The organism is Nonomuraea corallina (assembly GCF_027620315.1).
Lineage (GTDB): Bacteria > Actinomycetota > Actinomycetes > Streptosporangiales > Streptosporangiaceae > Nonomuraea > Nonomuraea corallina.
In genome coordinates this window covers 12,090-36,161 of record NZ_JAPNNL010000005.1, presented here as the reverse complement: position 1 = coordinate 36,161, position 24,072 = coordinate 12,090, and the positions used below count along the sequence as shown (strand labels likewise).

At 71.5% G+C, this 24,072-nt stretch carries 26 protein-coding genes; 12 read left to right on the top strand and 14 right to left on the bottom strand.

What is annotated here, in order from left to right; translation table 11 throughout:
- Window positions 1-83 precede the first annotated feature (83 nt).
- Window positions 84-1,460: an IS1380 family transposase gene (locus OUY22_RS02325; protein ID WP_270153013.1), complete on the bottom strand. Its 1,377-nt coding sequence runs from the start codon at window positions 1,458-1,460 to the stop codon at window positions 84-86.
- Between the two features lie 615 nt (window positions 1,461-2,075).
- Between OUY22_RS02325 and OUY22_RS02320 the strand changes: the two genes are divergently transcribed.
- Both OUY22_RS02320 and OUY22_RS02315 read left to right on the top strand, forming a co-directional pair.
- Entirely contained in the window at window positions 2,076-2,336 is a 261-nt protein-coding gene (locus tag OUY22_RS02320) for a type II toxin-antitoxin system Phd/YefM family antitoxin (RefSeq protein WP_270153012.1), read from the top strand.
- Complete coding sequence (locus tag OUY22_RS02315; protein WP_270153011.1) at window positions 2,321-2,728, top strand: PIN domain-containing protein; 408 nt, start codon at window positions 2,321-2,323, stop codon at window positions 2,726-2,728. Before OUY22_RS02320 ends, OUY22_RS02315 begins: the two co-directional genes overlap by 16 nt.
- An 89-nt stretch (window positions 2,729-2,817) precedes the next feature.
- Here the strand turns inward: OUY22_RS02315 and OUY22_RS02310 are convergent, their stop codons facing one another.
- The gene (locus tag OUY22_RS02310; protein WP_270153010.1) at window positions 2,818-3,444 is read right to left on the bottom strand and encodes a hypothetical protein; all 627 of its coding nucleotides are present in this window, start codon (window positions 3,442-3,444) and stop codon (window positions 2,818-2,820) included.
- A 9-nt stretch (window positions 3,445-3,453) separates the two neighbouring features.
- Window positions 3,454-4,011, bottom strand: coding sequence for a TetR/AcrR family transcriptional regulator (locus tag OUY22_RS02305; protein WP_270153009.1), 558 nt, complete (start codon window positions 4,009-4,011; stop codon window positions 3,454-3,456).
- A 150-nt stretch (window positions 4,012-4,161) separates the two neighbouring features.
- On the opposite strand from OUY22_RS02305, the gene OUY22_RS02300 reads away from it, so the two are divergent.
- Together OUY22_RS02300 and OUY22_RS02295 are read left to right on the top strand one after the other, a co-directional pair.
- Window positions 4,162-4,668, top strand: a complete 507-nt coding sequence (locus OUY22_RS02300) for a hypothetical protein (RefSeq protein ID WP_270153008.1) — start codon at window positions 4,162-4,164, stop codon at window positions 4,666-4,668.
- Window positions 4,669-4,795: 127 nt separating this feature from the next.
- Window positions 4,796-6,004, top strand: a complete 1,209-nt coding sequence (locus OUY22_RS02295) for an RNA polymerase sigma factor (RefSeq protein WP_270153007.1) — start codon at window positions 4,796-4,798, stop codon at window positions 6,002-6,004.
- Between the two features lie 18 nt (window positions 6,005-6,022).
- Here OUY22_RS02295 and OUY22_RS02290 read toward each other — a convergent pair whose 3' ends face one another.
- The 6 genes from OUY22_RS02290 to OUY22_RS02265 form a co-directional block, all read right to left on the bottom strand.
- Complete coding sequence (locus OUY22_RS02290; RefSeq protein WP_270153006.1) at window positions 6,023-6,385, bottom strand: YciI family protein; 363 nt, start codon at window positions 6,383-6,385, stop codon at window positions 6,023-6,025.
- A gap of 99 nt (window positions 6,386-6,484) precedes the next feature.
- Window positions 6,485-7,210, bottom strand: a complete 726-nt coding sequence (locus OUY22_RS02285) for a DUF6882 domain-containing protein (RefSeq protein WP_408638097.1) — start codon at window positions 7,208-7,210, stop codon at window positions 6,485-6,487.
- Between the two features lie 55 nt (window positions 7,211-7,265).
- Complete coding sequence (locus OUY22_RS02280; protein WP_270153005.1) at window positions 7,266-7,733, bottom strand: S26 family signal peptidase; 468 nt, start codon at window positions 7,731-7,733, stop codon at window positions 7,266-7,268.
- A gap of 153 nt (window positions 7,734-7,886) precedes the next feature.
- Window positions 7,887-8,093, bottom strand: coding sequence for a hypothetical protein (locus tag OUY22_RS02275; protein ID WP_148035312.1), 207 nt, complete (start codon window positions 8,091-8,093; stop codon window positions 7,887-7,889).
- A 102-nt stretch (window positions 8,094-8,195) separates the two neighbouring features.
- Complete coding sequence (locus tag OUY22_RS02270; RefSeq protein WP_270153004.1) at window positions 8,196-9,998, bottom strand: ABC transporter ATP-binding protein; 1,803 nt, start codon at window positions 9,996-9,998, stop codon at window positions 8,196-8,198.
- Window positions 9,995-10,546: a thioredoxin domain-containing protein gene (locus OUY22_RS02265; RefSeq protein WP_270153003.1), complete on the bottom strand. Its 552-nt coding sequence runs from the start codon at window positions 10,544-10,546 to the stop codon at window positions 9,995-9,997. Before OUY22_RS02265 ends, OUY22_RS02270 begins: the two co-directional genes overlap by 4 nt.
- Before the next feature lie 209 nt (window positions 10,547-10,755).
- Between OUY22_RS02265 and OUY22_RS02260 the strand changes: the two genes are divergently transcribed.
- Complete coding sequence (locus OUY22_RS02260; RefSeq protein ID WP_270153002.1) at window positions 10,756-11,241, top strand: DinB family protein; 486 nt, start codon at window positions 10,756-10,758, stop codon at window positions 11,239-11,241.
- Window positions 11,242-11,344: 103 nt separating this feature from the next.
- Here the strand turns inward: OUY22_RS02260 and OUY22_RS02255 are convergent, their stop codons facing one another.
- Window positions 11,345-11,797: a flavodoxin family protein gene (locus OUY22_RS02255; RefSeq protein WP_270153001.1), complete on the bottom strand. Its 453-nt coding sequence runs from the start codon at window positions 11,795-11,797 to the stop codon at window positions 11,345-11,347.
- A gap of 167 nt (window positions 11,798-11,964) precedes the next feature.
- Here OUY22_RS02255 and OUY22_RS02250 point away from each other — a divergent pair, with 167 nt between their 5' ends.
- Together OUY22_RS02250 and OUY22_RS02245 are read left to right on the top strand one after the other, a co-directional pair.
- Complete coding sequence (locus OUY22_RS02250) at window positions 11,965-12,555, top strand: HNH endonuclease family protein (RefSeq protein ID WP_270153000.1); 591 nt, start codon at window positions 11,965-11,967, stop codon at window positions 12,553-12,555.
- A 78-nt stretch (window positions 12,556-12,633) separates the two neighbouring features.
- Entirely contained in the window at window positions 12,634-13,413 is a 780-nt protein-coding gene (locus tag OUY22_RS02245; RefSeq protein ID WP_270152999.1) for an ArsR/SmtB family transcription factor, read from the top strand.
- Between the two features lie 409 nt (window positions 13,414-13,822).
- Here the strand turns inward: OUY22_RS02245 and OUY22_RS02240 are convergent, their stop codons facing one another.
- Complete coding sequence (locus OUY22_RS02240; RefSeq protein ID WP_270152998.1) at window positions 13,823-15,856, bottom strand: cellulose binding domain-containing protein; 2,034 nt, start codon at window positions 15,854-15,856, stop codon at window positions 13,823-13,825.
- Between the two features lie 233 nt (window positions 15,857-16,089).
- Between OUY22_RS02240 and OUY22_RS02235 the strand changes: the two genes are divergently transcribed.
- Genes OUY22_RS02235 through OUY22_RS02220 form a run of 4 tightly spaced genes read left to right on the top strand, consistent with a single transcriptional unit; the run spans window position 16,090 to window position 19,494 of the window.
- Window positions 16,090-17,001 (top strand): ABC transporter ATP-binding protein, encoded by a 912-nt coding sequence (locus tag OUY22_RS02235; protein ID WP_270152997.1) that lies wholly within the window; start codon window positions 16,090-16,092, stop codon window positions 16,999-17,001.
- A gap of 5 nt (window positions 17,002-17,006) precedes the next feature.
- A complete protein-coding gene (locus tag OUY22_RS02230; protein ID WP_270152996.1) occupies window positions 17,007-17,702 on the top strand; it encodes an ABC transporter permease in 696 nt (231 codons plus the stop codon).
- Between the two features lie 3 nt (window positions 17,703-17,705).
- Window positions 17,706-18,872: a sensor histidine kinase gene (locus OUY22_RS02225; RefSeq protein ID WP_270152995.1), complete on the top strand. Its 1,167-nt coding sequence runs from the start codon at window positions 17,706-17,708 to the stop codon at window positions 18,870-18,872.
- Window positions 18,865-19,494: a response regulator gene (locus OUY22_RS02220; protein WP_270152994.1), complete on the top strand. Its 630-nt coding sequence runs from the start codon at window positions 18,865-18,867 to the stop codon at window positions 19,492-19,494. Before OUY22_RS02225 ends, OUY22_RS02220 begins: the two co-directional genes overlap by 8 nt.
- Before the next feature lie 4 nt (window positions 19,495-19,498).
- Here OUY22_RS02220 and OUY22_RS02215 read toward each other — a convergent pair whose 3' ends face one another.
- Window positions 19,499-20,128 (bottom strand): response regulator, encoded by a 630-nt coding sequence (locus tag OUY22_RS02215; RefSeq protein ID WP_270152993.1) that lies wholly within the window; start codon window positions 20,126-20,128, stop codon window positions 19,499-19,501.
- Window positions 20,106-22,250, bottom strand: a complete 2,145-nt coding sequence (locus tag OUY22_RS02210; protein WP_270152992.1) for a sensor histidine kinase — start codon at window positions 22,248-22,250, stop codon at window positions 20,106-20,108. Before OUY22_RS02210 ends, OUY22_RS02215 begins: the two co-directional genes overlap by 23 nt.
- Window positions 22,251-22,413: 163 nt before the next feature.
- On the opposite strand from OUY22_RS02210, the gene OUY22_RS02205 reads away from it, so the two are divergent.
- Window positions 22,414-23,052, top strand: a complete 639-nt coding sequence (locus tag OUY22_RS02205) for a hypothetical protein (RefSeq protein ID WP_270152991.1) — start codon at window positions 22,414-22,416, stop codon at window positions 23,050-23,052.
- Window positions 23,053-23,090: 38 nt separating this feature from the next.
- On the opposite strand, the gene OUY22_RS02200 is transcribed toward OUY22_RS02205, so the two are convergent.
- Window positions 23,091-24,068: an acyltransferase domain-containing protein gene (locus OUY22_RS02200; RefSeq protein ID WP_270152990.1), complete on the bottom strand. Its 978-nt coding sequence runs from the start codon at window positions 24,066-24,068 to the stop codon at window positions 23,091-23,093.
- Window positions 24,069-24,072: the final 4 nt, after the last annotated feature.

Below are 24,072 nucleotides of genomic sequence, written 5' to 3'. Positions count from 1 at the left end.
GCTGCCCGGCTGTCGCGCCGGGTGGGCGGGGTTCCACGGGCCCGAGGGTTCCTTCCTGGTTCGTTGGGATGGTTTCGTGCTGGTCAGGTCGGCGCTGGCAGGGCTTGGAGTCGTGCCAGGGCGGTCAGGAGTGTGCCGGCCCAGGGCCATCGCGTGGCGATGCGCAGGCGCAGGCGTCGGCCACCGCGCACCAGTCGGCCGGCCACGGCGAACAGACGTAGCCGCAGGCGTTTGGGTTCGTAGCGGCGGGCGTCGGTGCCGTGCAGGGCGAGCAGCTGCGTCCAGGCGAGCAGTTCGCAGGCCAAGGCGACGATCTCGAGCCAGATCTGGTTCTGGGCGAAGTCGTGCAGGGGCAGGTTGCGCAGGCCGGTGTCCTTGGCGGCGCGGATGCGGTCTTCGGCGCGGGCGCGGCGGCGGTGGCGTAGTTCCAGGTCGGCGAGCTGGCCGTGCTTGGTGCCGGTGACGAAGCAGGTGAAGCGGTGTCCGTCCAGATCGGTGAAGCGCAGCTGGGCGCCGGGGTGCGGGCGTTCTTTGCGGACGATGACGCGCATGCCCTTGGGCCAGCCGGTCAGCTCCAGCAGGCCGGTGAGTTCGGCGACCCAGGCACCCTGGCGTGGTTGGCGGTCGGCGTCGTATGCCGGACTCCAGGCGGTGGCCGGGAGTTTGCCGATCGCTTGAGCGATGTCGTCGGTGATGGTGAAGCCGATGGAGTATTTCAGCCAGCGTCCGGGGCGGGTGAGCCAGGCGAGGAATTCGTGGGTGCCGCCGCCGGAGTCGGTGCGGATCAGGACGTTGCGCCGCCGGTGTTTGGGCAGCTGAGCGAGGGCCAGGCGGGTCGTCTGGATGTGGTCGGCGGCGGTGTTGGATCCGGCGTTGCCGGGCCGCAGCATCAGGGCCAGTGGTTCTCCGCCACCGCCGGGGCCGTGGTCGGCGAAGGCGGTCATCGGGTGGAAGCCGTAGTTCTTCTTCCAGGTCGGGGCGGCGTGCTGCTTGTCGGAGTGGGAGATGACGATGGTGGCGTCGAGGTCGACGATCACGGGCTGGGCGTCGGCTCCGGGAGCGCGACCGGCGGCCAGGTGCCAGGCGCGCTGGCGGGCGGTGGCGCGGGCGGCGCGGATGGCTTTCAGTGCGCGGGTCTCGTCGGCGGCGAGCCGGTCGATCAGGCGTGAGACGGTCGGATCGGAGGCGATGGGGCCGAACAGTTCGGGCTGGGAGCGCAGCAGGGCGATGTCGGCCAGGCAGTCTCCGCCCAGGGCGAGAGTGAGGGCGAGATCAGCGATGACTTTGCCTGGGTCGTGCATGGCGCGTGAAGGGCGCCACCGCTCCAGTTCGTGTGACAGGGCCCGGTTCAGGCCGGTGATGGCCAGCGTCTGGGTGAGGAGGAGGCCGCCTGCGTGGGACAGGAGACCGTTTGCGTCAGCGGACAGGCTGATCTTGCGGTTGGACGCGATAGTCTGCACGTGAAAAGTGCCTCTTGCTCTGACGCGGACAGGACCTTCGACAAGCCCTATCCTCCCAGCTCAAAGGCACTTTTCTCATGTAAACGATCAGTTTGGCTCAAATTCCCCGTGAAAGCCCGAGGTTAGGGACTGCCTGCCCCACCCTCCTGCTCAGACAAGGGCTTATATCGATGCTGAACACCTGTAGACGTCTCCGCCCCAGCTACGGTTCAGATGTCAGCACGGTAGCTGAGGCCGTGACGATCGCGGACTTCGGTGCCCGTCGTACGAGCTGGGGCGATCGCCGGCAAGGCCCTCCTCCGTCGGGCCTTGCCACCGGACGACATGGCTGAGGTGACAGCAGCACTGACAGCAACGTCCCCACCCACCGACGCACCCACGCCGCCGCCCACACGCGCCTGACCACGGTCTCGATCGCCCGAACAGGGTGATTGCTCCGCCTGAAAAGCGGAAGGTCGGCGGTTCGACCCCGCCCCTGACCACCTCATCCGACCAGCAAGAATGCCCCGTAGCGATCATCGCTTCGGGGCGTTTTCGTGTTTACTGATGGCGGAGCCATAGCGGACAGCCTGCTTACAGCCAGCGATCAACGGAGGTATCAGATAGTCTGATTCCATGAAGGCGATGACCGCTACGGAAGCGTCCCGAAACTTCGCGGCCGTCCTTGACGAGGCCGAGCGCGGGGAGACCATCGTGGTGACTCGCGGCGGCAAGCAGATCGCCGTGATCGGCCCCGCGCCGGCCGCGCCGGGCCGTATGGTCAAGGCGTTCCTGTCCAGAAGCGCGGGCACGTTGGACGCCGATTTCGAGGCTGACGTGGCGGCGGCACGTGAAGCGACCGACAACGAGATGAGAGACACGTGGCCCGGCGCCTGATCCTGGACACAGGTGTGCTCATCGCCGCCGAGCGAGGCAAGGCGGCCGTGGACACGGTGATCGGGGACGCCGATGATGTGGCGATCGCGGCGATCACGGTGGCCCAGTTGTTCGTCGGCGTGGAGTTGGCCGATGAGGACCGCCGGCCCGATCGGCAAGCTTTCGTGGATCAGGTCCTCGCGTTGATCCCTGTCGAGGAATACACCACGAATGTCGCCAGGGTCCATGCTCGCCTCATGGCGCACATACGGCGGGCGGGAAAAACACGTGGCGCCTATGATCTGCTGATAGCGGCGACGGCGGCGGCCACCGCGCGGACAGTGATCACGATGGACTCATCTGCCGCATTCGACGACCTGCCGGGCGTCAGCGCTCAGGTCGTTCCCCGATGAACGGCTACGGCAACCCGTACGGCAATGTCCACCAACGTTGAACGCCGACGAGCTTCAGGCGCGGCACACCAACTGTTGTGTGTCGAGGGTTACGCGGTGGTGGGGCGGCCAAGCGGGACGGTTCGGGTTCGCCAGAGGGAGACCGCGAGCCATCCGCATCCGGCGGCCATGAGTACGCCGTGCGCGATTCGCCCTGCCTCGCCGACGAAGAACTGGGGGATGAACAGGGCGAAGCCGATGCCGAAGAGCACTGCGCTGTATCGAGGGAGTACGCCGGAGCGCCAGATCGCGACGGCGGCGGTGAGTGCGCCGGCGCCCAGCAGGATCAGCCCGATGAGGAACGTGGCCGCCGCCGCCGGGTGGTAGCGGATGCTCTCCGTGAGGCCGAGCAGGTCTAACTGCCGGCCTTCGCTCACCTTGAGGGCGATGGTGTTCAGCGCGAAGTTCTCCGCGCCGTAGTAGGGCAGGGTCAGGCCCGCGCCGATCCACATGATGACGGCGGCGATACGGTTGATCGGCAGCAGCGCCAGCGGGACGAGGATGAACCCGATCATCGCAAAGAGGTGGGTCGCCACCCACCAGGGCGAGGACAGCGCGTGCAGGGCGCCGTCGGCTGTGGATTCGTCCGCCCACGGGCGGAGCGCCGGGTAGAGGAAGAACAGCACACCGGCGGCGGTCAGTGCGGCGGCGGCGAGTCGGGTGTGGGTGAGCGGCACGGCGATCTCCTAAAGCGGGGGGAGGGTGGCGAGGAACAGCCGGATCAGGCGCTCGTAGGTTTCGTCGAGGTCGTGTGGCAGGCCGAAGCCACCCGCCGCCTCCAGTGACGCGAAGCCGTGGACGATCACTCTGGCGGCCCGGATCGCGTGGATCGATTCGTTCTCGTCGAGCTGCCAGGGGCGCAGCGCCGCTTGCATGACCTCGAGCATGCGGCGCCCGGAGGCGGCGTACTCCTGCTGGTGCAGCGGGTCGACGGGAACGGCCGCGTAGCGGGCGGGGTGGGCGGTCACGTAGGCGCGGTAGGCCCGCATGAGCGCGGTCACGGCGTCGGTGCCGCTGCGGCCGAGCACGGCGGCCGTGAAACCGTCCGTCATCTCCTCCATCACACGTATGCCGACCAGGGTGCGCAGGTCGGCGATGTTGCTCACGTGCTTGTAGAGAGACGGGGCCGCGACGCCGCAGTGTTCGGCGACGGCGGCGAGGGTCAGCGCTGGAAGGCCGTGCTTGTCGACGAGTTCGATTGCGGCGTCGACGACCCGGCTGCGGGTGAGCCCGGCCCTAGGCATGGGCGGTTTCCCTGCTCCTGTAGCTAGGTTGCATATCTTAAAAGCTATTCCACATAGCTAACAGCTGTCAATCGGTACGCGCCGCGGCCTGATCGTCTGGGTGTCGCCACGGCTCGAAACGGGCTCGGCCGTCCATGGTTGACTGGCGCGGTGATCAAGGCTTCGGGCGCGATGGCGAGCATCAAGCTGGTCCCGGTTCTCATCGTGCTGAGCGCCGTCTTCGCCTCCGGCTGCGGGCTGCTCGGCGTGGTGGCCGGCGGGCGGTCGTGTCATGAACGGGCGGACTATGAGAACGACCTCGTCCGGGAGGCGTTGCGTCCCGCTCTCTCCGAGGGCGACCTGGTCGCGACCATGGAGGACTGGAATGACTGCGACTCCTCCACATTCGGGGCGCACGTCAAGGTCCACATCGAGGATGTGACGCCGAAGGAGGTCGTGGCCGCCTTCGGCAAAGCGGGGTGGAGCAGCGAACCGGCCTCCGAACGCACACGGGACTGCACGGTGCGGTGTGAGGCGTACGACCTGACCAAGAGGTTCGGGGAGCGGGTCGTCGAGGTGTTGGTGGAGGGCGACCGCGAGGCGAGACTCATCGCTTCGGCGGCGGATCACTGCTGGGATGCCGACGGCTACGCATGCCCTGGTGGGACGAGCCGGTGAGAGGGGCTGGACCCGACGCCTGATTCCAGACCGGCGCCGGCGGAGCGAACGTCAGGGACCAGGGGCTCCCTCCCGGGCAGGGCCGCCGGGTGCGGGGGCGTGTCGCACACGCGGGGACACTGGTGCGATGGGCGACGTGGCGGAAGTGTTAGATCGGATCTGGCGGGCGGACGCGGCCGGCATGCTCGGCGCGCTCACCCGGCGGCTCGGCGACTTCGACCGGGCCGAGGAGGCGTTGTCGGACGCGCTGGCCGAGGCGCTCAGGCGCTGGCCCGTCGAGGGCGTGCCCGATAGCCCCACCGGTTGGCTGGTCACCACGGGCTGGCGCAAGGCGCTGGACCGGCTGCGCCGAGACGCCGTCGGCCGCGAGAAGTTGGCGCGGGTGGCCGCCGAAGCGCCGCCGGAGCCGGGCGTGGACGATCGGCTGGCCATGGTGTTCGGGTGTTGCCATCCGGATCTTCCCGAGCCGGCCCGGGTGGCGCTGACGTTGTACGCGGCCGCCGGGCTGAGCACGGCCGAGATCGCCGCCGCGTTCCTGGTGCCGCTGCCGACGATGGCGCAGCGGCTCTCCCGGGCCAAGCGCCAGTTGCGGGAACGCGGGGTCCGGTTCGAGGTGCCGCGGCCGCAGGAGTACGCCGACCGGCTGCCGGCCGTGCTCGCGGTGATCTATCTCGTCTTCAACGAGGGTTATCTGTCCAGTGGCCGGTCCGTTCAGCGGCGCGAGCTGGCCCGTGAGGGGGTGGAGCTGGCGGGCCGGCTCGCCGGGCTGCTGCCCCATGAGCCGGAGGCCGCGGGGCTGGCGGCGTTGCTGGAGCTGCATCACGCCCGCGTCGGCGCGCGGTTCGACTCCTGGGGCCGCATCGTGCTGCTCGAACGGCAGGATCGGCGGATGTGGGACAGGGCGGCGATCGGACGGGCGGCGCTGCGGCTGCGGGCGGCGGTGCGCCGTGGCCGGCCGGGACCGTACCAGGTGCGGGCCGGCATCGCCGCGTTGCACGCCCTGGCCGGCTCGTACGAGGCCACCGACTGGGCGGGCGTGCGGGCGCTGTACGACCGGCTGTACGTGTTGGACCCGTCGCCGGTGGTGCTGCTGAACCGGGCGGTGGCCACGCGGTTCGCGGTGGGGCCGGCTCCTGCGTTGGACGAGGTCGAGGCGCTCGGTGACCGGCTCGCCGGTTATCACCTGTGGCACGCGGCCCGGGCCGATCTGCTGGCGGCGCTCGGCCGTCCGTCGGAGGCGCTGACGGCGGCGGAGCGGGCGCTGGAGCTGGCGGCGAACCCGGCCGAACGGGAGCTGATGTCGCGCCGGGTGGCTGAGCTGAGGCGCCGGCTGTGAGACCGGCGCCCGGCGTCACTACTGGTCGCGGCTCATCACGGGGCGGACCTCCACCGCGCTCATCCCGGCGGCGAGCGGCCAGGTGGCGGCGATCCGCCCGGCCTCGTCGAGGTGGTCGCACTCCAGCATGACGACCGCGCCGATAACCTCCTTGAGTTCGAGGTACGGCCCGTCAATGATCATCGGCCGGCCGTCCGCGCCGGCGCGGACCGTCTTCGCCGTGTCCCGGGGCCGCAGCTCGGCGCCGCCGTCGACGATCTTGCCGGTCGGCTGCCAACGCTCGTACCACTCGTGGATCTGGCTCATCAGGTCCTGCTCCTCGGCCGGGGACAGCGCGTCCCACTCGCGGTCGTCGCCGAAGATCAGCATCGCGTACTTCATCGTTGCTCCTCGTGGTCGGAAGGGCTGTGTCGTGCAGGTGACGAACGGCCGGCACCGATCCTCGACAGGTTCCACCGGATTTTTCACTGGAGCGCCGCTTCAGGGGGTCGGTCCGTCGGGTGAGGGCAGGCCGGCCTTGATGGCGGTGACGCGGCCGTACGCGTCGAGGTCCACGACCACTTCGAATCCCGGCCCGGTGAGCCGGCCCTCGCGGTCGTCGAACTCCGCGCCGAGGCCGCGACCGGCGGCGTAGGCGCGCAGCGCGCGCCGGTGGTCGGTCAGCGACAGGTCGGCGAGCGCCTGCTGGATGACGCGGATCACCCGGACCGGCTCGGGCGCGGGCAGGTGGAAGTCGGGGTGCTCCACGAGGAACGCGGCCCTGGTCCCGCCGCCGGCTTCCCCGTTGTACGAGGTCCAGTGCCCGGTCACCGTCTTGGCCGCCTCCGTGAGCAGTCCGGCGACCACGTGCGGCACTGACGGGGAGCCGGGCAGCGAGGCGAACGGCACCTCCGCGGAGGCCAGTTCCGGGATGTCGTGCTGCCGCCCGAAGTCGCGTACCCGTTCCGAGGCGGACACCACGGCCTCCGGGAAGCCCGACGGGTTCGCCCACGCCCACAGCCACGAAGCCGGTCCGGGGGCGGCGGTGCCGAGCAGGTGGAAGGCGGTGCAGGTGATCGTCCGGTCGCCGGTGAACTCGAAGAGCGGCTGCTTCAGGTTCACGTGCCAGGAGTGCTCGGCGAGAACTTCTTCGAGGTGCAGCTGGTGCTCCAGGGAGAGCAGGGCGGCGTCGTCGAGGAGGTTCGCGAAGGTGAGGGAGTTGCGCACCTCCCGCAGGATAGAGACTGCCTTACGGTTTCGCCTGATTTCCTGCGGGACCGCGTTACGGGTTGGCCTGATCTCTTGTGGGTTCGTCCTTGGCCGGGTCCGAGGCGCCGAGGGCGCGCACGACGACGCCGACGAGCTGCTCCTGGGTGACCAGGCCGTAGTCCCGCGAGTCGCGGCTGGCGTCGGGGTTGTCCCCCAGGATCACCATCCGGCCGGGAGGGACGCGTTCGTGCGCCGGCGCCGGGACGTGATCCGGTACGGGATCCCCCGGTACGGCGGCCAACCGTTTGATCACGTAGCCGGTGGTGTGGCGCGGCCCCGCCGCCATCCGGGCGTCCGGCACGACCACGACGATGTCGCCCACGCTCAGGCGCGACAGGGGCGCGCGGCGTATGAGGAGACGGTCGCCGGGACGCAGGGTGGGCGCCATGCTGTAGCCCGCGACGGTGGCCAGCACGAACCTGCGCCGCAGCACCGCGGCGAGGGCCGCCACGCCGGCGCCTGCCAGGAGCACTGCGATCACGGCCTGCACGGAAGGCGCCTTACTGTTCGGTGGAACTCATCGGCGGGTCGCACGGTGAGGGTGGGGAGCGTCACCCGCCGCCAGGCGGCCGGGTCCGTGACACGGAAGCGGCCACCGGCTCCGGCCGGCGGCCACTCGCGTCTTACGGGTGAGCTAGCAGCTGTACTTGGCCCCTCTCACGTTGCACGGCCCGCAGGTCGTCTGGCTGCTGTCGCAGCCGCGGTCGCACCACCGGGAAATGGAATAGACACCGCTGCAGTAGCAGAATTCCTTCCAGGTCGTGCAGGCGGCCTGGGCGGTGACCTTGGGCACGAAGGCGGACAGCATCCGGTCGCCCAGCGTGTTGAAGAGTCGCAGCATGCTTGCTCCCTTGTGAGGTGACGGGCCGTTCGTCGGATTCCGGTAGGCATCACTCGATCTTGACCCGTTTTGACCTACAGTAAAGATCTATTCAGGTCGCGGTCAATCCCGATATCCGGCGGCTTGGAGGGAGAACAGCTCGGCGTAGAGCCCTCCCGCCTCGACCAGTTCGTCGTGCCGCCCGGCCTGGGCCACGGTGCCGCCGTCGAGCACCAGGATCAGGTCGGCGTCCCGGATCGTGCCGAGCCGGTGCGACACCAGCAGGCTGGTGCCGCCGGCGCGAAGCCGCCGGAAGCCCTGGTGGATCTCGTGTTCGGCCTCGGCGTCGAGGCGTGCGCTCGGCTCGTCGAGGATGAGCAGGTCACGACCACCGCGCAGGAAGCTGCGGGCGATGGCGACCCGTTGCCACTGGCCGCCGGAGAGCGTGGTGCCCGGGGTGTTCCCGTTGAGTTCGTCGCCGGCGAAGTAGATGCGGCTGAGCAGCGTGTCGTACCCGTGCGGGAGCCTGTCGAGGATGTCGTGGACGCCCGCGTCCCGGGCGGCGTTCTCGACGCGTGACCGGTCCGCCAGGGCTTCCACGTCCCCGATGCCGATGTTCTCGGCGGCTGACATCTCGTACGAGACGAAGTCCTGGAAGACGCCCGCGATCCGGGCGCGCAGCTGCGCCGGGTCGAGGTCGCGCAGGTCGACGCCGTCCCAGAGGATCTGGCCGCGGTCGGGATCGTAGAAGCGGCACAGGAGTTTGATGATCGTGCTCTTGCCGGCGCCGTTGTACCCGGCGAGAGCGACCGACCGGCCTTTCGGGATGGTCACGGTGACGCCGCGCAGCACCCACGGGAGGTCCTCCCGGTAGCGGAACCAGACGTCGCGCAGTTCGATGCCGTGCCGCAACGGCTCCACCGGAAGGGGGCGGGCCGCCACCGGCAGGTCGGGCTCCGCCTCCACGACGGCGAGGTAGTGGCCGAACATCAGCAGCTGGGTGTGCGCCCCGGCCAGGTCGCGCACGATGCCGAGCAGCGCCGCCTGGACCGCGGCGACGGCGGCGACCAGCATGGACACGTCACCGATGGAGACCGCCCCGGCGGCGGCGGCGTTGACCACCCAGACCAGGCAGCCGCCCGCGACCGCGGTCGAGAGCGCGGTGAGCAGCGCCTCCGTGCCCAGGGCGCGCCGGTCCATGGCCCGCTCCACCCGGTTGGCGCTGCGGCGTTCGCCGAGCATCCGTCGCCGGAGGAAGGAGCCGACGCCGAACAGCCGCACCTCGGTGGCCGCCTCCACGTCGGAGAGCAGCTGGCCGTAGAACAGCTCGCGCCGTTCCAGCGGTCCCACGGTGTTCATGGCCTCGGCCCGCCGGCGGGCGAGCGCGAACTCGGCGCCGACGGCGGGCAGCGCGCCGGCCAGGACGACCACCGCCAGCACCGGGCTGACGGTGACCAGGGAGATGACGAACCCGGCGGTCACCAGGACCTGCTGGAGCAGGTTCAGGCTCACGGCCACGATCTCGGCCGGTCCGGACCCGCCGGCGTGGCGGGCGAAGCGCAGCCGGTCCGCGAACTGCGGGTCCTCGAACCGTCCCAGGCCGACCAGCCTGTTGACCGCGGCGTAGAGCCGGTCGAGGGCGGCGAGTGCGACGATCCGTCCCTGTTCGGCCCGCAGGTAGCGCAGCACCTGCGCGAGCAGCGCCGTCAGGATGCCCGCGGCGACCAGGCCGGTGATCGGCCACGTCAGGTCCCCGGGTCCGTCCGGGGCGCTCAACCGGTCGAACACGATCTTCGTCAGCCACGCGACGGCGACGGGCGCGCCCGCGCCCAGCACGGTCAGCACGAGCTGGGCGACGGTCGTACGCGCCGAGGACCGCCAGGCCAGCCGCCACGCGGCGAGGGCGACCCGCCTGCCGGTCGTCACAGGGCCACGGAGTCGGGCAGGACGTCGACCCGGAACCCGGTCACCTGGAGGACGCCGTCCTGGCCCATGAGGCAGAAGGCGGGGTATCCGCGCAGGGCGAACGCCGTGGACATCGCGCCGTCGACGTCCGGCTCGATGACGATCCGCGCGACCTCGCCCAGCTCCTCGCGCAGCCCGGCGAGCTCCTCGGGTGTGCCCAGCAGCACGGCGATCACCTGGTCGGGGCCGCCCGGCAGGCCGGAGGCGTACCGGATGAAGGCCGGCTTCTCCTCCTCACAGGTGGGGCAGCGCGGCGAGAAGAAGGCCACGAGCATCCCCGGCCGGAGATCCTCGCGGGTCAGCGTCCGGTCGTCGACCGTGACGGCGCTGAACTCGCCGACGCGGGAGCCGGCGGGCAGGGTGATCTCTTCCTGTCCGGGGTGCTGTCCGCCTCCTCGATTGAGCAGCTCGGTGTGCTCGCGAAGGCGCCGGATCACCGCGATGGTGAGCACGAGGTTGAGCAGGCAGATGACGAAGACGATGGCTAATGCGGCCCACAAGACTGACACGGCGTAAATCCTCAGTGTTGATCCTTTTAGGAGCGGCCAGGATAGTACAGCTCTAGTCACGCGAAGCGGGTCATGGTTATCGTCAAGGCATGCTCTACGTACTTCATGACAAAGAGGACGTTTAGCTCCACAAGCGGCCGCGCGAGAAATGTCGGAGGCGGTCGTTAGCCTTCGGTGCGGCGGGTTGGCCGGAGAAGGGCTGTGGGCCGGTGAGCGACAGCGAGAAGGACGCCCTGCTGACGTTCCTGGAGGCGCAGCGCGCCGCCGTGCTGGCGATCCTCGACGGTCTCGACGACGACGCCCTGACGACCGCCGTCCTGCCCTCGGGATGGACCCCGCTGGGGCTCGTCGAGCATCTGGGTCACGCGGAGCGCCACTGGTTCCAGGAGGTCGCCCTGGGTTCCGCCGAGCCCCTGCCCTGGCCGGCCGACGACCACGAGCCGCTCACGACCCCGCGCCCGCCGTCGGTGGTCCTGGCCTTCTACCGCGCCCAGTGCGCGCGGTCCGACGCCGTCCTCGCCGCCCTGCCGCTGTCGGCGCGGCCCCGGGGACGCCATCCCCATCCGCCGGGAGACAAGATCTCCGACTTACGGCAGATCGCGCTGCACATGATCGAGGAGACCGCCCGTCATGCCGGGCACCTCGACGTCGTACGCGAGCTGATCGACGGGAAGACCGGGCTCGCACCCCGCTAGCGATCGGTCGCCGCCGGGTGGTCGGCGTGCGCCCCGGCCGGCCAGAGTGCGGACGACGACGCCCCCGCACGTTCCACTCGTCGGCGTGCCAGTGGCGAACCGCTCATGCGCTGATCGTCGCGGCGACGGTGGCGCCGAGTTCCCAGCAGGACTCCAGGTCGTCCTTGCCGGGCGGGCCCGTCACCGTGGCCGGCGGGCGGACCCGCTCCCAGCCGAGGCCGGTGGCGATGGACTCCACCGCGCGGACCGCTCCCGTGGTGTCGTCGTTGCCGTGGACGTAGAGGGCGTACGGCAGGCGCCGGGTCTCCTCCAGGCAGGGGTAGTAGATCGTGTCGAAGAAGTGCTTGAGCGCGCCGCTCATGTAGCCGATGTTGGCGGGGGTGCCCAGGATGATCGCGTCGGCCTCGAACACGTCGACGGCGGAGGCGGCCAGCGCCGGGCGGGTGATCACGTCGACGCCTTCGATCCCGTCGGCGGCGGCGCCGCGCCGGACCTCCTCGAAGAGTTCGCGCAGCGTGGGCGAGGTGGTGTGGTGCACGATCAGCAGGCGCGACACACTGCCGATCCTCTCACGGCCCCGTCCGCGCGGGTTCCGGGACCTGTCGCGACGGCCAGAAGCCACAAAAGGGGCGAATATCGCCGCCATGATCGGGGATGCCGCTGGGCATGGGCAAAACCATGATCTCTCTGCGGCGGTCGGCTCACGTCGCAGCGCTCACTCTCGTGGCTCTCCCGGCCACCGTCGTCCTGACTACCCCGGAGGCGTCGGCCGAATCCTCCAAGCAGGCCGCGGCCCGGCGCGCCCTGGCTCAGCTCAAGGTGGCCAGGCCGCTGTCCATCCGGGGTTACAGCCGGGAGAAGTTCCGGCCGCACTGGGTCAACCGCAAGGGACGGTGCAGCACGCGGGAGCTGGCGCTGGCGCGAGACGGGCGGGGCGTGCGCAGGAACGCGGCCTGCCATCCGGTCAAGGGTCACTGGTACAGCCCGTACGACGGCAAGAGACTGAAGAGCGAGAGGCACGTGGACGTCGACCATCTGGTGCCGCTCGCGTACGCCTGGCGCTCGGGCGCCAAGCGGTGGAGCCCGGCCAAGCGGCGCGCGTTCGCCAACGACCTGACCCGCCCGGAGCTGATCACGGTCAGCCACTCCGCCAACATCGCCAAGGGCGGCCAGGGCCCGCAGAGCTGGCGGCCGCAGCGCCGCGCCTACTGGTGCGAGTACGCGACGTCGTGGATCACCGTGAAGCGGCACTACGGGCTGTTCGTGACCCGGGCGGAGAAGAAGGCACTGCTCAACATGCTGCGGACGTGCTGAGGCGGCCTTGACATGTAGCCTTTTGGCTGCCTATTTTCGACAGGCAGCCAAAAGGCTGCATTTGTGAGGTGGTTCCCCGTGGACGAGGTGTTCAAGGCGCTGGCCGACCCGAGCCGCCGCCTGCTCCTGGACAGCCTCCACGCCCGTGACGGCCAGACGCTCAACGAGCTGTGCGAGGGCCTGGCCATGGCGCGCCAGTCCGTCAGCAAGCACCTGGCCGTCCTGGAGGCCGCCAACCTGATCAGCACGAGGAGGCGCGGCCGGGAGAAGCTCCACTATCTCAACGCCGCCCCCATCAACGAGATCGCCGACCGCTGGATCCGCCGCTACGACCGCCGCCGCGTCCAGGCCCTGTCGGCGCTGAAGCACGCCCTGGAGGAGACCCCCGTGTCCAAGCCCGCGTTCGTCTACACGACCTACATCGCCACCACGCCGGAGCGGCTGTGGCGCGCCCTGATCGAGCCGGAGTTCACCGAGGCCTACTGGGGTCTCGCCCTGGAGTCGGCCTGGACCGAGGGCGCCTCCGTCGGCTGGCGTTCCGGGGAGTCGACGTTCGACGACGGCGGCAGCACCGTCCTGGAGTACGACCCGTACCGGAGGCTCTCGTACAGCTGGCACGCGTTCACCCCGGAGTGGGCCGAGGTGTCCGGGGTCGGCGCCGACGTGCTGGCCGAGCTCCGCGGCGAGCCCCGCTCGCGGGTGGCCTTCGAGCTCGAACCGCACGGCGACGGCGTCAGGCTGACCGTGGTCCACGACGGGTTCGAGCCGGGCAGCACCGCGCTGGAGATGCTCAGCGGCGGCTGGCCCGAGGTCCTGTCCGGTCTCAAGACGCTGCTCGAACGGCAGCCGGTGGTCTGAGGAATGGGAAGCGCGGGCACGAAAAACGGATCGCGGCGATCTCGCTGTCTGCGATGACCGTCGCGATCCGTCAGGTTCGGGGTGCTACCACCAGTAGCCCCAGTCGTCATCCCAGTCGTGCCAGTAGCCCCACCACCTCCTGCGGCGGCAGAAACGACGGTGGTGACGACGGCGGCAGCCTCGTCCGTATCCGCCAGACATGGCGCCTCCCCTCGATCTGATTGATTCCTCAATTAGGACGCTAGCACCCAAATAGGGATCAATCACGCCCTCTCTGGCGGCTTAGAAAAGACTTGACCGCCACCGGAGGATCGCCATCCCAGATACTCAGGAGGCGGGCTTGACCTGCTGTGACAGTCGGGGCGCCGGCGGTCCGGGTGCGGCGGTCCGGGCCGCCGCACCCGGGGCGTCAGCCGCCGGTGCAGACCCTGCCGTTGAGGGTGAAGACCGACGGCAGGACGTTGGGTCCGGAGTAGGCGCCGACGAATCCGACGGTGGTCGTCGCCCCCGTGGCCAGCGCGCCGTTCCCCGGCTCGCTCACGGCCTTGACGTCCTGCCCGTCCTGGGTCCAGACCGCGCTCCAGCCGCTGTCGAGGCGCTGCCAGGTCCGCGGCCAGGTGAAGGCCAGGGTCCAGCCGTCGACCGGAGCGCCGGTGTTGGTCAGCTCGATGCTGCCGACGTAGCCGCTCGCCCAGTCCGACTGGATCGTCAGTTTCGCCCGGCAGGTGCCGGTGGCCGGGGTGGCGGTGGTGAACGTCACGGGCGGCGAGGACCACGACAGCCCTCCGCCGGTGTCGCGGGCCAGCACGTTGAGCGTGTAGCGGGTGCCGGGCCGCAGGTTGCGGACGGTGAACATGGTCCCGGCGGTCTCGCCGAGCTGCTCGGTGACGGCGCCGTGCTGGCGGTGGATCTCGTACTTGGCGACGGGGCGGGCGCCGTCGGCGGCGCGCGGCCAGGCGATGGTGGCGGTGGTGTCCGTCACCGCGGTGGCGGCCGGCCGGCCGGGGGCGCCGGGGCCGGTCGACGGGGCAGGACGCAGGACGATCGTGGTGAGCGAGAGCGGGGGCAGGAGCCGGCTGCCGGGGGTGCCGGTGGTCTCGGTCGTGATCGCGGTGGCGCCGTTGGTGTGGGTGAGCACGGTGGGAGCGCCAGGGGCGGGGGTGTAGCCGGCGTAGTCGAGCGTGGCCGCGTACGAGGTGTCGCGCGAGGAGTTGATCAGCAGGACCGCCAGGGAGCCGTCGGGACGGCGGGCGGCGTGCGCGGAGACGGCGGACCGGTCGGTCCCCGCCCGGACGAACTGGTCACCGGGGCGGGCGAACCGGCTGACCATCTGCAGCGCGTAGTAGGGCGCGAACGGGGTGTTGAGCGCGGGCTCGCAGACCGAGCCGTCGGACGTGCAGCCCCCGCTGGACAGCAGGCCGAAGTCGCCGTAGTCGGTGTGGCCCGCGACCTCGGTGACCGCGCCGATGCCGTTGCGCACGTTCCACCAGTCGACCGTGAAGACGCCGTTGGCCAGCAGCGTCGCGTAGGCGTCGGCGGCGGCCAGGGCGCCCGGCTGGGTGGTGGTGCCGTTGCTGCTGGAGCCGGTGTTGAACTCGGTCATGGCGATGCCGATGCGCTCCGCGCCGGGGCCGGCGTGCCGGGCGATCTGCTCGCGGGTGAGCTGGATCATGTCGGGCACGTGGCCCGTGCGGTCGAGAGCGCCCGGGTACCAGTGCAGGATCACGAAGTCGATCTTCTGGGCGGCGGTCGACAGGACGACCTCGTTCCAGCTTCCCTCGTCGCCCTCGGCCACGATCGCGTCGGGCCAGTTGGCGGGGGTGGTCAGCACGGCCCCGATCTTGATGGTCGGGTCGACCGCCTTCATCGCGTCCGCGTAGGCGACGACGTGCCGGGCGTACTCGGCGGGGCTCTTGTCCGGGTGGTCGTCGGCCTCCCAGGCGGCGCCGTAGTGGCCGTTGCCGTAGTTCTCGTTGCCGATCTCCCAGTACGTGACGCCGTAGCCCTTGGTGACGTTGGCGTACCTCACCCAGGCGGCGGCCTCCTCGGCCGTGCCGGTGCCGTAGTTGGCGGTCACCATCGCGCGCGCCCCGGTGCGGCGCACCCCGGCCATGAAGGTGTCGAAGTCGGTGTTCGGGGCGACGTAGCCGCCGGGGGCGGTGTGGTCGGCCCAGTGGTAGATGTCGGAGTACGAGCCGCCCGGGTAGCGCAGCAGCCGGACGCCCGCCGCCTTGAGCAGGTCCGCGGTCTGGTCCGTACCCAGATGGGCGTCCCAGATGGCGTGGTTGGCGCCGATGCCGGTCTCCGGTACGGCGGCGAGCGCGGCGCGGGTGTTGACCGTCACGTCGACAGGGGTGGCCTCCTGGGCATGGGCGGCGGGGACGTTCAGGACGGCCAGCGTCAGCACGATCGCGGACGCGGCGCGGAGCAGGGTTCTCGGCATCGGTGCACCTCGCCGTGGGCAGTGGTCCTCACTCGACGCCTCCTCCTGACCAGGAGACAAGCGTGATCATGGGCGGCGGCGGCCGGTTCGTCAACCGGCGGTGAAAGTTTCAGCTCCGAGTTCGGCCGGTGGGCGCATCAACCGATCGGCTGATTTCCGGATCAACCCGAACCGTGGCGGATCATGGCCGGCGGGCCGATTCGCCGGAGCCGCCGCCGCACGAGGCTTGAGCCATGGCAGTCATCGAAGTCACCGGCCTGCGCAAGTCGTACGGCGAGCTGACGGTTCTGGACGGAGTGTCGTTCTCCGTCGAGGAGGGCGAGATCTTCGGCATCCTCGGCCCCAACGGCGCCGGCAAGACCACCACCGTGGAGTGCGTGGAGGGCCTGCGCAGGGCCGACAGCGGGACGATCAGCGTGCAGGGCCTCGACCCCGTCAGGGACGAGCGGCGGCTCCGCGAGGTGGTCGGCGTGCAGCTTCAGCACACGCAGCTGCCGGAGAACATCAAGGTCTGGGAGGCCCTGGACCTCTACGCCTCCTTCTACGCCCGGCCGCGCGACTGGCGGGAGCTGATGACGGAGTGGGGGCTGGACGACAAGCGCGACGCCCGGTTCGGGAAGCTGTCGGGCGGCCAGAAGCAGCGTCTGTTCATCGCGCTGGCGCTGGTCGGCGACCCGCGGGTGGCCTTCCTCGACGAGCTGACCACCGGGCTGGACCCGCAGGCCCGCCGCACCACCTGGGAGCTGGTCAAGCGGGTCCGGGCGAGCGGGGTGACGGTGGTGCTGGTCAGCCACTTCATGGACGAGGTCGAGGAGCTCTGTGACCGGGTCGCCGTCTTCGACCGCGGCCGGGTCGTCGCGCTCGACACCCCGGCGGGGCTGATCGACGGGGTCGACGCCGAGCACCGGATGAGCTTCACCCTGATGAGCGGCGAGCCGGCCGGGCTGGAGTCCCTGCCCGGGGTGACCGGGGTGAGCAGGACCGGTGACCGGATGGTCGTCAGCGGCCGGGCCGACTTCGCCACCGCGGTCACCGCCCATCTCGCCCGGCACCACGTGCTCGTCAGCGACCTGCGCATCGACAAGCGCACGCTCGACGACGCCTTCATCGCCCTGACCGGGCGTTCCTTCGGAACCCAGGAGTAGGACCCGTGACCAAGCTCGCCCTCGTCGAACTGAAACTGCTGACCCGGGAGCCCGGGGCGATCTTCGCCCTGCTCATCCCGCTGTTCATCCTCGTGGTCTTCGGCAGCTCGATCGAGCCCGGCGACACCGTGCTGGTGCCGATGGCACTGGCCATCGCGGTCGGGCTGGTGGGCCTGTACATGCTGCCGACCACCATGGCCACCTACCGCGAGCGGGGCATCCTGCGCCGGCTCTCGGCCACGCCGGTGCGCCCGATCAAACTGCTAGTGGTGCAGCTGGTCCTGCAGGTCGTGCTCGCGGTGGCCGCCTGCGGCCTGCTGCTGGGCGTGGCGGGCGGCGTCCTGGGCGCCCACCTGCCCTCCCAGTGGCCGCTGGTCGCGCTGACCTTCCTGCTCGGAGTGGGGGCGCTGTTCGCCATCGGGCTGCTCATCGCGGCGCTGGCCCCGAACGGGCGGTCCGCCAACGGGATCGGCGTGCTGCTGTACTTCCCGATGGCCTACCTCGCCGGACTGATGCAGCCGACGCATCAGATGCCCGATATTTTGGTGCGTGTCGGCGAATACACCCCTCTGGGGGCTTTCCGGCAGAGCCTGCAGGGCATCTGGGCGGGCAGTCCGGCCGATCCGCTGCCACTGGTGGTGATGGCCGGGTACGCGCTGGTCGTCAGTATGATCGCGGCCAGGTTCTTCCGCTGGGAGTGAGGCATGACAGCGCAGCTCGATCGGTGGGAGCGCCTGCTGGAGCACCATTTGGCGGCCGCACCGTACGTCCTGCTGGCAGCCTCCACGGTGCTCGCGCTCCTCACAGAGGACGGCCCGCCATGGCGGGTCGTGGCGCTGGCGGCGCTGGCCGCCGCGTGGATCCGGCTGGTCCCGCGGGGCGTCGTCTACGTGATCGGGCTGATCGTCCTGATCGGCGTGCTGTGCACGCAGGCGGTGTGGTTCGCCGGCTTCTTCGGCTTCATCGGCTACCTGCACTCATGGGAGTACCTGAAAGGGATGTGGCGCTTCGCCGGGGTCACCGCCACGGCGGCGATCAGCGTCACGGGCTTCTTCGGCGGGCTGCCGGGCCTCGTCCCGTCCGAGATCCTCTCGTACCTGCTCCTCACCGCCGCCATCGTGGCCGGGGTAGGCCTGTTCAGCTTCGTCGGCGAGATCACGGCCGCGCGCAGCGCCGAGCGCAAGCAGATGGTGGCGCGACTGGAGGAGACGCTGCGGGAGAACGCGGGCCTGCAGGCGCAGCTGCTGGTCCAGGCCCGGGAGGCGGGCGTGCTGGACGAGCGGCAGCGGATGGCGGCGGAGATCCACGACACCCTCGCCCAGGGCCTGACCGGCATCATCACCCAGCTCCAGGCGGCGCACCAGGCCGACGACTGGCGGCCCAACGTGGACAACGCGATCCGGCTGGCGCGCGAGAGCCTCGCCGAGGCCCGGCGCTCCGTCCACGCGGTCGGCCCCGGCCAGCTCGACGCGGCCCCGCTGCCCGAGGCCCTGCGCGAGGTCGTGGACCGGTGGAGCGAGTTCAACGACGTGCGCGCCGGCCTCACCACCACCGGCACGCCCCGCCCCCTGCACCCGGAGGTGGAGGAGACCCTGCTGCGCACCGCGCAGGAGGCGCTGGCGAACGTGGCCAAGCACGCGGGCGCGTCCCGGGTGGGCCTGACGCTCTCGTACATGGAGGACCTGGTGACGCTGGACGTGCGCGACGACGGCGCGGGCTTCGATCCCGAACGGGCACGGGACGGCGGCGGCTTCGGCCTGACGTCGATGCGCAAGCGCGTCAGCCGCCTGGCGGGCACCCTGGAGATCGAGACCGAGCCCGGCGGCGGCACCGCGGTCTCCGCGAGCGTCCCGGCGGTGGCGCGTGGCTGAGCGCCCGATCCGGCTGCTGATCGCCGACGACCATCCCATCGTCCGCGACGGCATCCGCGGCATGTTCGCCGGGGACCCGGGGTTCGAGGTGCTCGCCGAGGCGGGCGACGGCGCCCAGGCGGTCGAGCTGGCGCGCGCCCTGGAGCCCGACGTGATCCTCATGGACCTGCGCATGCCCGGGATGGACGGCGTCGCCGCCATCAGGAGACTGGCCGAGCTCGGGCTCCGGGCCCACGTGCTCGTGCTCACCACGTACGACACCGACAAGGACGTGCTGCCCGCCATCGAGGCCGGAGCCACCGGTTACCTGCTGAAGGACACCCAGCGCGACGACCTGGTCAGGGCCGTGCGCACGGCGGCGCGGGGCGAGTCCGTGCTCTCCCCCTCCGTCGCGACCCGCCTGGTGGGGCAGGTGCGCACGCCGGCCGACCCGCTGAGCGCCCGCGAGATCGAGGTCCTGGAGCTGATCGCGCAGGGCGCCACCAACCGGGAGGTGGCCTCGCGCCTGTTCATCAGCGAGGCCACGGTGAAGAGCCACCTGCTGCACGTCTACACCAAGCTCGGCGTCAACGACCGGGCGGCGGCCGTCGCCGTCGCCTTCCGGCGCGGGCTGATCGGCTGAGCGTTCAGAGTCCGGCCTCCCTGGCGCGCATGATGGCCTGCGCCCTGTCGGCGACCTGGAGTTTGGCGAAGACGGCCGAGACGTGGTTGCGCACCGTCTTCTGGCTCAGCCCGAGCCGGGCGGCGATCTGCGGGTTGGTCAGGTGGGCGGCGATCAGCGCGAGGATCTCCCGCTCCCGGGGGGTCAGGCCGGGCAGGGCCGGCTCGGCGCGCTCCCCGGGCGAGAAGTAGCCGACCAGGCGGGAGGCGAGGGCGGGGCCGAAGACGGCGCCGCCCTCGGCGACGGTGTGCACCGATCGGACGAGTTCGGCCTTGCGCGCGCCCTTGACCACGTAGCCGCGCGCCCCCGCCCGGACGGCGGCGAAGACCGAGTCGTCGTCGTCGGACATGCTGAGCACGAGCACCCTGATGTGCGGATGGTCGCGGGTCAGCCGCTCGGTCGCCGCGATGCCCCCCATGCCGGGCATGTCGAGGTCCATGAGCACGACGTCCGGCTGGATCCGGGCGGCCAGCGCGAGCGCCTGCTCCCCGCTGCCCGCCTCGTCGGCGACGTCGATGCCCTCGGCCGTCGCCAGCAGGGTCCGCAGGCCCGCGCGGAACCCCGCGTGGTCGTCAACCACCAAGATCCGGATCATCACCGTCACCCTCCCCGCCCGCGGGCAGCGCGACCCGGACGCGGGTGCCTCCCCCGGGACGCTCGTCGATCACACACGACCCGCCCAGCTCCGCGGCCCGCTCCCGCATGGACGCCAGCCCGACCCCCGTGCCGCCCGGGCCGTCCGTGTGGCCCTGACCGCCCGTGTCGCTCACGCCGTCCGTGCCGCCCTGACCGGTCTGACCGGTCTGGCCGGTCTGACCGGTCTGGCCGGTCGGCGGGGTGATGCCGCGGCCGTCGTCGGAGATCTCCAGCACCAGCGTCCCGTCCTCGATCGCGACGCGCAGCCACGCCCGCGTCGCGTCCGCGTGCCGGCGCGTGTTGGCCAGCGCCTCGGTCGCGATCCGGTACGCGGCGGCCTCGGTGGCGGCGGGCAGCGCGGGCAGGTCGGCCGGGACGCGCACGTCCACCGGGGGGCCGGACGGCTGCCTGGCCGCGTGCGCGCGCAGCGCCCCCGCCAGGCCCAGGGAGTCCAGCGCGGGCGGCCGCAGCCCGTCGACGAGGGTCCGCACGTCGGCCAGGGCCGTCTCGGCGTCGTCCACGATCTCGGCGAGCAGCTTGCGCGCGCCCTCGTCGGTGACCAGGTCGTGCGCCGCCTCGGCCCGCATGGTCAGCGCGGCCAGGGTGGGGCCGAGCCCGTCGTGCAGGTCGCGCCGCAGCCGGCGGCGTTCCTCCTCCCTGGCCATCACCAGTCGCTCGCGGGAGCGGCGCAGGTCGGCGGAGAGCCGTACGGCGTGCACGGCCACCGCCACCTGCCGCGCCAGGTCGGCGAGGACGCGCAGGTCGCGGGGGCCGAACCCGCTCTCCCCCGGCCGCGGCGCGAGCGTCAGGCCGCCGACCCGCTCGCCGTTGTGCGTCAGCGGCAGCCGGATCGGCTCGGCGGCCCTGGCCGGGCCGCCAGGACGATGCTCGTAGCGCTCGCCCTGGGCGGTCTCCACGGCCACGTACGGCAGCCGGAGCGCCTCGGCGATCGACCGGGCGATGCCGGGCAGCACGGTGCCGGGGTCCGCGGTGCTCTCCAGCCTGCGGCCCAGCCGGGTGAGCGCGGCGTACGGGTCGTGCCGCTCGCCGTAGGTCAGCAGGTTGACCCAGCTCTGCAGCCGCCGGCGCAGCGGCGCGAAGGCGAGCGCCACCAGCCCGGCGGCCAGCACCGAGACCGGCAGGTCACCGGCGGGGAAGAGCGCGCCGAGGTAGGCGACCACGGCCACGTAGCCGCCGGTCACGCAGCCCGACAGCAGCACGTACACCAGCGTGCGGTTGATCACCAGGTCGATGTCGAAGAGCCCGTGGCGCAGGATGGCCACGCAGATGGCGACCGGGAGGAGCGTGGCGCCCGCGACGCCGACCAGCTCCCAGAGCACGCTGCCCGATGGCCACACCGAGCCGGGGACGTCGTCGGTGAGCCCGGCCGCCAGCCTGGCCGCGATCACCACCGTCTCCAGCCCGACCACGTACACGAGCCAGGCGATCTGGCGTCGTTCGGCGCCCTCGCCGCGCCAGGCGCGCCCGGCCAGATCGGCGGCGCCCAGCAGGAAGGCCACCGGCAGCAGGACGGTCAGCACCGCCTCGGTCGCCTGCGCGAACCCGGCCAGGGCGGGCACGCCGAGCGGGTTGGGCACCGCCGCCCCCAGGCCGACCTGGTGGTTGTCCCCCGGCCGCAGCGCGTTCGCCACGGCGGTGAGCGCGGCCAGGAGCACCACCGCCACGACCGGCGGGCGCAGGCGCGAGGAGGACAGGCGGCCGCGGGGGAAGTACAGCGGGATCAGGACGGCCGCGACGTTCGCCGGGATCCACAGCCAGGTCTGCGGCCAGGCCAGCGCCCGGGCGAACGGCAGCCCGTCGCGCAGGCCGAGGATCGCGTAGTGGCCGCAGACCTCCATGAGGGCGAAGCAGAACGCGCTCAGCGCCAGCAGCCGCCCCACCATGTGGCCGGGCCGGTGCGCGCCGATCAGCCCGCCCGCCACCGCGCACCCCGCCACGAACAGCAGGTGGACGACGGAGAGGGGGGCGGTGCCGTTGGCGAAGGCCAGCCCGGCGGCCGTCGCGGACAACGTCAGCGTCAGGGCGCAGCACACCCACGCGACCCGAGCCGTGACCGCCATCCGTTCCTCCTCCGGCCACACCGTATCCGCCCGTGGTCCCGGACCGGTCGGGACGGTGTCCCGGGAGGTCCGGGCGTTCTTCCCGGCAGGCCGGGGACGAGCGCCCGGGCGCAGCGGGACGGGCCTCCGCTTCTCTGGGCGAGTGCTGAAAAATCCTGATTCATTGCGCCGGATCGTCGCCGGCCTCGCCCTGATCGCCTGGCCGGTGTTCCAGTTCCTGGCCTTCCTGACCTCGCCCCCCGGGGCCGAGCACGATCCCGAGATCTTCCGTACGCACGCGACGGCCGTCCAGGTCAGCGCCCTGTTCTACGTGTGGGCGACGCTCAGCCTCATCCCCGTCGTCCTGGGGCTGGCCCACCTCCTGCGCGAGCGCGCCCCCCGCGCGAGCAACGTGGGGGCGGCGCTCGGCCTGGTCGGCGCCGGTCACGGGCTCACGCTCTTCACCACCGACTTCTACGACCTCGCCCTGGCCCAGACCCTGCCCGACGCCCAGGCCGAGGAGGTCACGCGGCGGGCGAACGAACTGGCGGGCTTCGTGTACGGGATGCTGCTGCCGGGGTTCCTGCTGCACGTCGGCCTGATCACACTGCTCGTGACCCTGGTCGCGGTCAAGATGGCGCCCTGGTGGGTGCCGGTCGCCGCGCTGGCGGGCACGATCGTGCCGTTCCTCACCATGGACGAGGCTCCGGTCGTGCAGTCCACCGGCTCCCTGCTGCACCTGGCCGCCTACGGCCTGATCGCGCTGCGGGTGCTGCGCATGCCGGACGCCGAGTGGGCCGGCCCGCGGCCCGTGCGCGTCTGAGCGATGCTCGTCCGTGCTCTGGCGGCGGTGGTGAGCCGTCAGAGCGGGAACCACCCGTTGCCGTCGTACCAGTGGCCGCCGGCGCGCAGGTGGGCGACGACGGCGTGCTCCAGCGTGGTGCGCGGGGACAGCTCGTCCACCGTCAGCGCGGGGTCCCCGAAGACGAACTCGATCGGCCCGGCGTCGTTGGGCTCCTCGTTGCGGTAGCCGGGGCGGAAGCGGCGCTGGAAGGCGACGATGTTGGCCGTGTCCGGCAGGTGGTCGGCGAGCTGGGGGTCCAGGAGCCACGAGAAGCAGGCGGCGACGGCGTAGTGCTCGCCGGGGAAGTGGCGCGGGAAGAAGGCGCGGGCGCGGGCGAGCGAGTCGTCGCAGGCGGCCGGCGTCAACGGTCCGGAGAAGTCGGGGATGTGCAGGAGGAGGCAGGGCGAGCCGGGGCCGGCGGGAAGCGCGCCCGCGACGACCGCCCCCATCCGGCTGCCCAGGACGGCGCGCTCGAACTGCAGCCGGCCCAGCTGGTAGAGCACGCCGCGGAAGTGCAGTTGGATCCAGGAGGGCTGGATCACCCCGCCGACGCCGTGCCGCCTGCGGTGGACGGCGAGGTTGCGGCCGAGGTCGGCCAGGGTGTGCCGGGAGACGTCGGCGGGGACGCCGTGCTCGCGGTGGTAGGCGCGCACGTGCGGCAGCGCCGCGACGAAGGCGTACAGGTGGAAGTAGCGGCCCGCCGCGCCCAGCTCGGCGGGCAGGTGCGGCAGGTCGAAGGAGATGCCGGCGGCCCCCAGGTCGCGCACCAGCCGCCGGGCGCAGCGTTCCAGCAGCCACCGCAGGCCGGGGTCGTCCAGGATCGGCCCGGTGAGCGCGAGGATCTCGTTGACGTCCTCGTGCGGCACGGCCAGGTCGAGCAGGGTGAGGGCGTCCGGCGGGACGAGCTCGACGTCCGGCGCGTCGTCGGACTCCATCCCGGTGAGCCAGGCCGCGGTCCTGGGGTCGGCGCGGAGCAGGTCCAGGGCGTTCGCCACGGGT